Origin of the sequence: Microbacterium meiriae (assembly GCF_025143875.1) — a bacterium.
Lineage (GTDB): Bacteria > Actinomycetota > Actinomycetes > Actinomycetales > Microbacteriaceae > Microbacterium > Microbacterium meiriae.
In genome coordinates this window covers 17,061-26,518 of record NZ_JAMBDU010000016.1, presented here as the reverse complement: position 1 = coordinate 26,518, position 9,458 = coordinate 17,061, and the positions used below count along the sequence as shown (strand labels likewise).

The 9,458-nt window shown below is 70.6% G+C and carries 13 protein-coding genes; 8 read left to right on the top strand and 5 right to left on the bottom strand.

The window, feature by feature from the left end; translation table 11 throughout:
* Positions 1-63 precede the first annotated feature (63 nt).
* Both soxR and M4D53_RS11015 read right to left on the bottom strand, forming a co-directional pair.
* Positions 64-498: a redox-sensitive transcriptional activator SoxR gene (gene soxR / locus M4D53_RS11020; protein WP_060922707.1), complete on the bottom strand. Its 435-nt coding sequence runs from the start codon at positions 496-498 to the stop codon at positions 64-66.
* Between the two features lie 51 nt (positions 499-549).
* Positions 550-756 (bottom strand): hypothetical protein, encoded by a 207-nt coding sequence (locus tag M4D53_RS11015; protein WP_025102541.1) that lies wholly within the window; start codon positions 754-756, stop codon positions 550-552.
* Between the two features lie 113 nt (positions 757-869).
* Between M4D53_RS11015 and M4D53_RS11010 the strand changes: the two genes are divergently transcribed.
* From M4D53_RS11010 to M4D53_RS10995, 4 genes are all read left to right on the top strand, one after another.
* Positions 870-1,244: a VOC family protein gene (locus M4D53_RS11010; protein ID WP_259954026.1), complete on the top strand. Its 375-nt coding sequence runs from the start codon at positions 870-872 to the stop codon at positions 1,242-1,244.
* 89 nt (positions 1,245-1,333) lie between these two features.
* Positions 1,334-2,659: a flavin monoamine oxidase family protein gene (locus tag M4D53_RS11005; protein ID WP_259954025.1), complete on the top strand. Its 1,326-nt coding sequence runs from the start codon at positions 1,334-1,336 to the stop codon at positions 2,657-2,659.
* 106 nt (positions 2,660-2,765) lie between these two features.
* On the top strand, positions 2,766-2,930 hold the full coding sequence (locus tag M4D53_RS11000) for a hypothetical protein (RefSeq protein ID WP_164498166.1): 165 nt from the start codon (positions 2,766-2,768) through the stop codon (positions 2,928-2,930).
* 56 nt (positions 2,931-2,986) lie between these two features.
* Positions 2,987-3,355: a hypothetical protein gene (locus M4D53_RS10995; protein WP_259954024.1), complete on the top strand. Its 369-nt coding sequence runs from the start codon at positions 2,987-2,989 to the stop codon at positions 3,353-3,355.
* On the opposite strand, the gene M4D53_RS10990 is transcribed toward M4D53_RS10995, so the two are convergent.
* Both M4D53_RS10990 and M4D53_RS10985 read right to left on the bottom strand, forming a co-directional pair.
* On the bottom strand, positions 3,289-4,206 hold the full coding sequence (locus M4D53_RS10990; protein ID WP_259954023.1) for a cytochrome c oxidase assembly protein: 918 nt from the start codon (positions 4,204-4,206) through the stop codon (positions 3,289-3,291). The two genes, M4D53_RS10995 and M4D53_RS10990, sit on opposite strands and share 67 nt — an antisense overlap.
* Positions 4,176-4,637 carry a DUF2243 domain-containing protein gene (locus M4D53_RS10985; RefSeq protein WP_259954022.1) on the bottom strand — a complete coding sequence of 154 codons (462 nt, stop codon included), beginning with the start codon at positions 4,635-4,637 and terminating at the stop codon, positions 4,176-4,178. Before M4D53_RS10985 ends, M4D53_RS10990 begins: the two co-directional genes overlap by 31 nt.
* 124 nt (positions 4,638-4,761) lie before the next feature.
* Here M4D53_RS10985 and M4D53_RS10980 point away from each other — a divergent pair, with 124 nt between their 5' ends.
* The 4 genes from M4D53_RS10980 (at position 4,762) to M4D53_RS10965 (ending at position 8,617) form a co-directional block, all read left to right on the top strand.
* Positions 4,762-6,489, top strand: a complete 1,728-nt coding sequence (locus M4D53_RS10980) for an MDR family MFS transporter (RefSeq protein ID WP_396817480.1) — start codon at positions 4,762-4,764, stop codon at positions 6,487-6,489.
* A gap of 1 nt (position 6,490) precedes the next feature.
* Positions 6,491-6,946, top strand: coding sequence for a MarR family winged helix-turn-helix transcriptional regulator (locus M4D53_RS10975; RefSeq protein WP_187662372.1), 456 nt, complete (start codon positions 6,491-6,493; stop codon positions 6,944-6,946).
* A 52-nt stretch (positions 6,947-6,998) separates the two neighbouring features.
* Positions 6,999-7,466, top strand: a complete 468-nt coding sequence (locus M4D53_RS10970) for a MarR family winged helix-turn-helix transcriptional regulator (RefSeq protein ID WP_187662371.1) — start codon at positions 6,999-7,001, stop codon at positions 7,464-7,466.
* Positions 7,467-7,528: 62 nt separating this feature from the next.
* Positions 7,529-8,617 (top strand): alkene reductase, encoded by a 1,089-nt coding sequence (locus M4D53_RS10965; protein WP_259954020.1) that lies wholly within the window; start codon positions 7,529-7,531, stop codon positions 8,615-8,617.
* A 16-nt stretch (positions 8,618-8,633) separates the two neighbouring features.
* Here the strand turns inward: M4D53_RS10965 and M4D53_RS10960 are convergent, their stop codons facing one another.
* Entirely contained in the window at positions 8,634-9,419 is a 786-nt protein-coding gene (locus M4D53_RS10960; protein WP_187662369.1) for a DNA/RNA non-specific endonuclease, read from the bottom strand.
* Between the last annotated feature and the right edge of the window lie 39 nt (positions 9,420-9,458).

Genomic DNA, 9,458 nt, shown 5'->3' with positions numbered 1-9,458 from the left:
TCACCTATCCCGGATCCGCAACACCCCACCTTCGTCCAGGGGTCGCGGCGGAGGTCCCCGATCTCAGATGCGGCGAGGGCCAGGACCGTTCTCGCCCAAGGCGTCCTCGGGGTTCAGCAGGCGGCAGGCCTTGAGGGACAGGCAGCCGCAACCGATGCAGCCCGCGAGCTCCCGCTGCAGATGCTCGAGCTGCGTCCGTCGCTCCTCGAGCTCGGCGCGCCAGCGTTTGGCCACGCGGCGCCAGTCGCCGTGCGAGGGCGGCGCGTCCACGGGCAGGGTCTGGAAGAGCTCCTGCACCTCGCTGAGCGGAATGCCGATGCGCTTGGCCACGACGATGATGGAGATCCGGCGCAGCATGTGTCGGCGATAGCGCCGCTGGTTGCCGGGCGTGCGCGTCGAGGCGATGAGACCGAGCTGCTCGTAGAAGTGCAGCGCGGAGGGGGCGACGCCCGTGCGTCGGGTGACCTCTCCGATCGGGAGGAGATCGTCGGGTTCCATCCGCCGCCCTTCCGTAGACCTCAACAATAGTTGAGGAACGGGCGGAACGGGTCAGCGCGACGTGGGCGGGAGCTTGTCCACGCCGTGGCGGTTCGGCTTGTCCGGCTCTGCCGCCGTCTCCGGCGTCACGTCCGGGCTGTCGGCGGGTGCGCCGGACGTCGGATAGTGCGGCTCGTCGATCTCGACGGCCTTGTCCCGCTCATCCGCCGGGGGGAGGTGGTCCAGGGGCTGCTTGATGTCATCGGGGTGGTGGCTCATGGACCCAGGGTGCGCTGTTCCGCCTGCAGCGCCCAGGGGGTTGTCATCCGGTCGGCGGTGTGGTCGGTGGGTGGCGCTACGGTGAACGGACACGACCACGGAGGGTTTCCCACATGGCATCCGTCCTCACCGGACTCGACCACATCCAGCTGCCCGTCGCCGATCTGGCCGCGTCCATCGCGTGGTACCAGCGCCTGCTCGGCTTCCGCGTCCTCACCGACTACGGCACGAGCGCCATGCTCCGGGCCGAGGGGGGCCCGGACCTCATGCTCTGGGAAGCGCCGGGGCACGCGCCGATGAAGCTGACGGTGGCGGGGGAGGAGCGGCCGATCTTCTTCCTGCGCACGACCGAGATCCACGCCCTCGCGGAGCGGTTCGCGGCAGAGGGCGTCGATATCGTGAGCTTCGACGACGGCGGCTTCGCTCTCTTCCTGAAGTTCTTCGACCCTGACGGGACCCTGCTCGGGGTCATCCAGCACGCCGCCTGACGCAGAGGCCCCGCCACCCTGTCGATGCCCGCCCGCCTGGGCTATCGTCGGGGCACGGCTCCGTGCGGCGGGGCTGCGAGGAGGGGCGCATGGAGCAGGTCGACACGGTGATCGTGGGCGCGGGCATAGCGGGCTTGACCGCTGCGCGGCTGCTACAGGGCGAGGGGCGGACGGTCGTGGTGCTCGAAGCGCGCGACCGGGTCGGCGGCCGGGTGCATACGGACCGGACCGACGGCATCGTCGATCTCGGCGCCTCGTGGATCCACGGTGTCGACGGCAGTCCGGTGGCTGCCGCCGCCGAGGCCTTCGGCATGCGGACCGTGGAGTTCACCGTCGGCGGGTTCCAGGTGGACAGCCGGCCGATCGCGTATCACGGTCCCGACGGTCGCCCGCTCTCGGCGGAGGAGGCGCGCGCCTTCGCCGCGGATGTCCACGCGGTGGACGAGGCGCTGCCGGCTGTCATCGCCGCCTCCGGCCCCGAGGCCTCCTACCGCGACGTCACGGACCAGGTGCTCTCACGCCGGCAGTGGAGCGCGGACCGCGCACAGCGAGTGCGTGAATACCTGGAGCATCGCGCCGAGGAGCAGTACGGGGCGTGGATCGAGGACCTCGCCGCGCATGGCCTCGACGACGACGCGATCGAGGGCGACGAGGTCGTGTTCCCGGACGGGTACGGGGTGCTCCCGGAGCGCCTCGCCGAAGGGCTGGACGTCCGGCTGGAGCACATCGTCACCCGCGTCGACTGGAGCGAGGACGGCGTCTGGGCGCGGACCTCGCGCGGGGACTTCTCCGGCGATACGACGGTCGTCACGGTCCCGGTCGGCGTGCTGCAGTCCGGGACCATGGAGATCGTCCCTCCGCTGCCGCCCGTCAACGCCGAGGCATTGGGACGGCTGCGCATGAACGCCTTCGAGAAGGTCTTCCTGCGGTTCCCCACCCGGTTCTGGCAAGACGGGGTCTACGCGTTCCGGCAGCAGGGGCCCGAGGCACGGTGGTGGCACTCCTGGTACGACCTCACGGCGCTGCACGACGAGCCGCTCCTGCTCACCTTCGCCGCCGGGCCCGCGGCCGTGGCGACGAGGGACTGGAGCGACGACCAGGTGCACGCCTCGATCATGGTCCAGCTCCGCCGGCTGTACGGGGACGGGATCCCGGATCCGATCGGCCTGCATCGTACGGCCTGGCAGGACGATCCGTTCGCGCACGGGTCGTACGCGTACATGACGGTCGGGTCGACCACCGCGGATCACGACGACCTCGCCACCCCGGTCGGCGGCGTGCTGCACCTGGCGGGCGAAGCCACCTGGACCGACGACCCGGCGACCGTGCCGGCGGCCGTGTTCTCCGGGCATCGCGCGGCCGAGCGCATTCTCGGACGGACGGTACCGATCGAACGGCTCTGGACGCAGGGATGACGCCCCGGCGCATCGGCAGTGTGGCCGTCGCCGTGTCCCCGGTCAACCCCCTGCGTCACCGGGGCCGGCGCGCATACGGTCGTCGGAACGAACAGAGGAGGAGAGCATGAGCGACCCCCAGAACACGCAGGGCACTCCCGGCGCCGACGAGGAAGCCGACACGGCCTCCGGCGGCGCTCCCGACGACAGCGGCGAGAGCACCGACGACGTGCTCGAGCGCGAGACGACGGACGACGAGGGCAAGCCCCTCGAGAACCCGTCCGGCGGCTGACCGCCGCACCGCCCGAGGGTCAGCCGCGCCCCAGGCGGCGCGGCTACCCTCGGGTCATGCGCCGAATCGCCATCGTCCCCCTGCTGCTCGCCGCCGGTCTTCTGGCCGGGTGCGCCCAGGTCACTCAGGCTGCCGGAGACGCGTTCGGAGTCCCGGTCGCGGAGACCTGCGCGACGATCGATGACGCATACGCCCAGTACCAGGCGCTGCTCGCGCAGGGCGACGTGTCCGCGGAGCAGCCCGACGCCGCCCGCGACGACCTCGTCGCCACGCTCGACCGCGTCGCCGACGGCATGGACGGACAGCTAGGCGACCTCATCCGCTCCGGCGCCGATCAGCTCGGCGGCATGACCGACCTTCAGGCTCCGGAGACCGTCGAGGCGATCGAACGCCTCCACGACGGGCTCTCCTCGTTCTGCGGCTGAGCCAAATCCCGCGGTCGCGTCGCCACGAACCACTGTCGGAGCAGCAGCACGATGAGCAGCACGTCCACCGCGTCACCGGCGTAGAACATCAGCTCCGCCCCGATCCGAGCGTCCCCGACGTCGACGCCGGCGGGCGGGTGGGCCCACAGCCACTTGGCGAGGATCGAGTGTGCGGCGACGAAGACGATGAGGACCCCGGCCCGCACGGTGACAGACGCGCGGTGCGGATCCGGATCGAGCCCCACGATGCTCGCCGCGAACAGGTATCCGGTCAGCAGCACGTGAAGATGCACGGCGGCATGCAGCCACGGTGAGGCGTGCATCAGGGGGAACAGCGGTGTGGCGTAGAGGAGCCAGAGACCGCCGACATTGAGGGCGCCGGCGACCACCGGATGCGTGAGCACCCGGATCGGGCCGCTGCGCAGCACTCGGGACAGAGTGCGCGCCCGCGGGACGGGGAGGGCGCGCAGGGCCAGCGTGACCGGCTGCCCGAGCACGAGGAGGAGTGGCGCCAGCATCCCCACGAGCACGTGCCCGGCCATGTGCACCGGGAAGCTGCTGTGGGCCAGGGCGGCGAACGGTCCGACCATGCCGACTCCGGCGCAGAGCAGACCCGCCATCCAGGCCGCCGTCCGCGGCCGGGGCCAGGGGCTGCGGTTCCGGGTCCGCCGCAACCCGACGAGATACAGAACGGCCGCGGCGACGAGGGCGACGAGCGCGACCGGTGCGAGCAGATCGATCCCGCCTCCGACGGCGTCGGTGTCGATGCCCGGCGTCTCGGGCGGTCCGTGGTGTCCGTCGTGACCCTCGCGCATGGCCGTCACCGCGCCGGGCCCGGGCGGGTCCGCCACACCACGAGGATCCCTGCAGTGAGCAACAGGACGGCCGACACGATCCAGACGGTGTCGTAGAGCACGAGGTCGACGCCGTAGCGGATCTGGTGGATCCCGAGGAGCTTGTGATCGACCACGCCGTCGAAGAGCTGGAAGAACCCGACCCCGGTGATCACCGCGCCCGTCCAGCGCGTCCATCGCACGGGGCCACGACGGCGGACGTCGGCGAGGAGGAAGGCGCCGAGGATCGTGATGAACCAGCCGAACGCATGGAAGAACCCGTCCGAGACGAGGGCCACGTCAGAGGTCGACAGATCGTAGAAGTGGTGCCAGTGCAGCACCAGGTGGAAGACGAAGAGGTCGATCATCGAGGCGGCGATCCCGCAGCCGAACAGGAAGCCCGACAGCAGCAGGCGCCGGTCGGGGCGGGGCATGGCTCCGGAGGTCATGCGGTCAGGGTCGTCCGTCCCGCCCACCCCGGCGACGTCCTTGACCCCGGCCGCCGAGTGCGGTAGCCGCCGATAGTTGCGAAACCGCAACTATCGGCGTATGGTTGATCTCGATCAACTTTCTATGCAGGAGCATTCCCCCGTGACACACACCTCATCCTCTTCCGAGACCACGCGCTCGGCCCGCGAGGTCTTCACCGCGATCTCCGGCCTCATCGTCGGCATGTTCGTCGCCGTGCTCTCCGGCACGGTCGTCTCGACCTCGATGCCGGTCATCATCGCCGACCTCGGCGGCACGCAGTCGCAGTACACCTGGGTCATCACCGCGAGCCTTCTCGCCACCGCCGTCTCCACCCCGATCTGGGGCAAGCTCGCCGACCTGGTCGACCGCAAGGTGCTCGTCCAGATCTCGCTCATCCTCTTCACGGTCGGCACCGTGATCGCCGGATTCTCGACCGATACGAACATGCTCATCGCTGTCCGCGTCGTGCAGGGCATCGGCGTCGGCGGTCTCATGTCGCTCGTCATGATCGCGGTGGCCCTCATCATCTCGCCGCGTGAGCGCGGCAAGTACATGGGCGTCGTCGGCGGCATCGTGGCCCTCGGCACGATCGGCGGGCCGCTGCTGGGCGGACTCCTCACCGACGTGTGGGGCTGGCGCTCGAACTTCTTCGTCGGCGTCCCGTTCGCCATCCTCGCCCTCGTGCTGCTGCAGTTCACGCTGCACCTGCCCAAGCCGCAGCGCGGCACGAAGGTCTCGATCGACTACTTCGGCATCGTCCTGCTCGCCGTCGGCGTCTCGACGCTCCTCATCTGGGTGTCCATGGGTGGCAACCAGTTCGACTGGGACTCCGGGACGAGCATCGCGCTCATCGTGACCGCGGTCGTCGCGATCGCCGCCTTCATCGTGGTCGAGTTCTTCGTCAAGGAGCCGATCGTCCCGATGACGCTGTTCCGCAACCGCACCTTCACGCTGTCGGTCATCGCCTCGATCGCGATCGGCGTCTCGATGTTCGCGACCTCGGTCTTCCTCGCGCAGTACTTCCAGCTGGCCCGGGGCGCGACGCCCACCGAGTCGGGCCTGATGACCATCCCGATGATCATCGGTCAGATGGGCGCGTCGATCATCATCGGCCAGCTCGTCAGCCGCTTCGGCAAGTGGAAGAGCTGGATGGTCACCGGCTCGATCCTCGCCACGATCGGCGTGAGCCTGATGGCGACGCTGCGCTACGACACCCCGTTCCCGCTGGTCGCTGTCTACATGTTCGTCCTCGGTGCCGGGCTCGGCATGGTCATGCAGAACCTGACCCTGATCGTGCAGAACGACACGGCTCCGCAGCAGCTGGGCGCGGCCTCGTCGAACGTCAACTTCTTCCGTACGATCGCCGGCACCATCGGTGTGACCGTCATGGGGTCGCTGCTCTCCACGAGCGTCGCCGACTTCATGAAGGACGGTCTGAAGGGCTTCGTCCCGACCACGCCCGACGAGATCAGCGCCCTGGAGCGCCTGGGTTCCGGCGACGTGCCGAAGGTGGGCGAGCTGCCCGACACGATCCGCACGATCGTCGAGAGCGCCTACGGGCACGGCATCGCGGACGCGTTCATCCTCGCCATCCCGCTGGCGGTCATCGCGATCATCGCGATCGCGTTCATCAAGAACAAGCCGCTGTCCACCAAGAACGCCGCGGAGCAGCTGCGCGAGCAGGCCGAGGAGTCCGTCATCGAGGTCTCCGAGGCCGAGGTCGGCGCGAGCCTCTCGACCGGGACGATCCGCACCGGGCAGGCCGAACCGGCGACCACCACGGGGTCCGTGAGCGTGCTCGAGCGCGACGATCGGAAGCAGGAGCGCTGACATGAGCGCGTCCGAGGCGGTCGGCACGCCCGACGTCGATACCGCCCTCAGCGACCTCCAGGCGCATCTCAACCTCATCTTCGCGCGGACCCGGTCGCTGTGGAAGGAATCGGCGTCCCGGGTCCACCCGGAGCTGCAGGTGGCGGGGTACAAGCTGCTCACCTTCATCGACCGGGCGGGCTCGGCCAGCGCGCATGAGCTCGCCGAGCGCTTCGAGATGGACAAGTCCGTCGTCAGCCGCCAGGTGCGGATGCTGGAGGAGCTCGGGCTGATCGCCTCGGTGCCGGATGAGCGCGACGGCCGGCTCCGGGTGCTCACCGCGACACCGGCCGCGTGCACCGCGCTCACCGATGTCCGCCGGGAGTACGGCAGCCGACTCCGCGCTGTCATCGATGAGCTCACGCCCGCGGAGATCGACGCCGCATCCAAGGTGTTCCGGCTCCTCGCCGAGGTCTGAGCACAGCCCCGCGACCGCATCCGGTCGCGGGGCTTCGCCGTACACTGGCGATATGAGCGCCCCGTCCGACGAACCCGCCGACGGCGCTCCGATCGACGACCTCGACCAGGCGGTCGCCCGCGTCGAGCACGAGCTCGGCCGGCTGTTCGCCCGCATCCGCGTCGGGTGGCGCGAGGCCGCGGTCACCGTGCATCCGGATCTCCAGCCGCTGGGCTACCAGGTGCTGACCTCGATCCTCGCCGGACGGGCGACCTCGGCGGGAGCACTCATCGAGCGCCTGCAGACGGACAAGTCCGCGGTGAGCCGGCAGGTGCGTCAGCTCGAGCAGCTCGGGCTCGTCGAGAGCATCCCCGATCCCGAGGACGGTCGCGCCCGGGTGCTGGTGGCGACCCCGCTGGCCGAGGAGCGCGTGGCTCTCGCCCGCTCCCGGTATGAGGGGCGCATCGGCGAGCGCCTGCGCGGCTGGACCGCCGCCGACCTCGACCACTTCGCGAACCTCGTCGCCGATCTGGGCGGTTGATACACCGGAATACGTCATCGATTCACGGGAATACAGTGGCGGTCGGACGCCTTGGCCCCACTGTGACTCTCTACGACTCCGCCGACTTCGGCTCGCTGCACCTGTCCAACCGCGTCGTCATGGCGCCGCTCACCCGCACCCGTGCGGACGCGGAGGGCGTGCCGACCGCGATCATCGAGGAGTACTACCGCCAGCGGGCCGGGCAGGGACTCATCATCTCGGAGGGGGTCTGGCCGGTCCTCGAAGGCAAGTCATACCCCGGGCAGCCGGGCATCGTGACCCCCGCGCAGATCGAGGGATGGCGCCGCGTGGCCGACGCCGTGCACGCCGAGGGCGGCACCATCGTCATGCAGCTCATGCACGGCGGCCGTGTAGGCCACCCGGACATCTCCGGCGAGCCCCGCGTCGTCGCGCCGAGTGCTCTGGCGGCCCCCGGGCAGACGCGGACCCTCAAGGGCAAGGCCGATCTGCCCGTCGCGCATGCCCTCACCCTGGACGAGATCCCCGTGGTCGTCGAGCAGTTCGTCCAGGCCGCGCGTAACGCGATCGCGGCCGGCTTCGACGGCGTCGAGGTGCACGGTGCCAACGGCTACCTCGTCCACGAGTTCCTGTCCCCGGTGTCCAACGTCCGCGACGACCGGTACGGCGGCTCGCCGGAGAACCGTGCGCGCTTCGCGGTCGAGGTGACCACGGCGGTCGCAGCAGCCGTGGGTGCCGACCGCACCGGAATCCGCCTCTCACCGGCCCACGGCATCCAGGGCGTCATCGAGGACGACCCCGCCGACGTGCTCGCGACCTACACCGCGCTGGCCGAAGGACTCGCACCTCGGGGGCTGGCCTTCGTCGATGTGCTGCACCCCGAGCCGGCCGGAGAACTCGTGCAGGCCATCCGCCGAGCGGCGGGCGCTCCGTTCATCGTCAACACCGGCTTCGGCGTCGAGACCACCCGAGCCGCGGCCGAGGAACTGGTCGCGGAGGACTGGGCCGACGCGGTCGCGGCCGGGCGTCCCGTCATCGCCAACCCCGACCTCGTGGAGCGGTGGCGGACCGGGGCCGAGCTGAACGAGCCCCGCCCCGAGCTGTTCTACGGCTCGACCGCCGAGGGGTACATCGACTACCCGTCGCTCGAGGGCGTGCGCGCCGGCGAGTGACGCGGGGTGCCCGCTGTCACAGGACGATGTCGTCGGCGGTGTGCAGCGGGCGCCATGCCGTCTCGCGGAGTCCGCGCCGGGGGAGCACATCGGCGTCGGGAAGGGGGCCGAGGTCGACTCCGGTGAGGGCGGTCACCTCGGCGACCGGTACTTGGAACGTGCGGAAGGCCCCGAGACTCGCGACGGCGAAGACGCCCTCCCGCGTGTCCACGAGCTCGGTCTGGTCGAGGATGAATGCGGCGGCCGCGAGTCGGTCCTCGGAGCGCCACGCCACGATCTTCCAGTACTGCAGGGGCACGCGGATGCCGCGGTACGGCGGGTCGGCGTCCGCGAGCACCGGGGCCGTGAACACCGACAGGCGCTGCGCGGTCGCCTCGGCATACGCCAGCACGTGGTCCTCCAACCCGAGCCAGAGGTCCTTCGACTGGTTGAAGGCGGCCGCCTGCGGGGCCGCGTTGGGGTAGGTGAAGGTGGCTTCCGCAGCGGCGCGGGCCTCGTCGAGCTCCCCCCAGCCCGGGTCGCGGCGACGGACGAGGTGTCCGCGGTCGAGGTCGTTCCGGGCGTAGACGGCGGACCCCGCCTGTTCCTCCGCGGGCACCCGGGGGTCGAGGCGCCACTCACCCGTGCGCGGGAGATCCCGCAGGCGGGCGCCATCGATGGTCACGCCCGTCACCGCGGCGAGGCGCCGTTCCGGATCGAGCAGCACCGTGAACCGGGGCGCAGGGAGCGCGCGCACCGGCATCGGGGGCACGGGCAGCGGCAGCGGGATGCCGAGGAACGCGGGGTCGTAGCCGTCCGTCATGCCACCATCGTGCCCCGCCCCGCCGACATCACACCTCTT

Coding starts and splice junctions, on each gene's coding strand:
- M4D53_RS11005 (WP_259954025.1), top strand. CDS start 1,334: ATGGAGCAGGTCGACACGGTGATCGTGGGCGCGGGCATAGCGGGCTTG.
- M4D53_RS11015 (WP_025102541.1), bottom strand. CDS start 756: ATGAGCCACCACCCCGATGACATCAAGCAGCCCCTGGACCACCTCCCC.
- soxR (WP_060922707.1), bottom strand. CDS start 498: ATGGAACCCGACGATCTCCTCCCGATCGGAGAGGTCACCCGACGCACG.
- M4D53_RS10985 (WP_259954022.1), bottom strand. CDS start 4,637: ATGACCTCCGGAGCCATGCCCCGCCCCGACCGGCGCCTGCTGCTGTCG.
- M4D53_RS10995 (WP_259954024.1), top strand. CDS start 2,987: ATGCGCCGAATCGCCATCGTCCCCCTGCTGCTCGCCGCCGGTCTTCTG.
- M4D53_RS10970 (WP_187662371.1), top strand. CDS start 6,999: ATGAGCGCCCCGTCCGACGAACCCGCCGACGGCGCTCCGATCGACGAC.
- M4D53_RS11000 (WP_164498166.1), top strand. CDS start 2,766: ATGAGCGACCCCCAGAACACGCAGGGCACTCCCGGCGCCGACGAGGAA.
- M4D53_RS10960 (WP_187662369.1), bottom strand. CDS start 9,419: ATGACGGACGGCTACGACCCCGCGTTCCTCGGCATCCCGCTGCCGCTG.
- M4D53_RS10980 (WP_396817480.1), top strand. CDS start 4,762: ATGCAGGAGCATTCCCCCGTGACACACACCTCATCCTCTTCCGAGACC.
- M4D53_RS10975 (WP_187662372.1), top strand. CDS start 6,491: ATGAGCGCGTCCGAGGCGGTCGGCACGCCCGACGTCGATACCGCCCTC.
- M4D53_RS11010 (WP_259954026.1), top strand. CDS start 870: ATGGCATCCGTCCTCACCGGACTCGACCACATCCAGCTGCCCGTCGCC.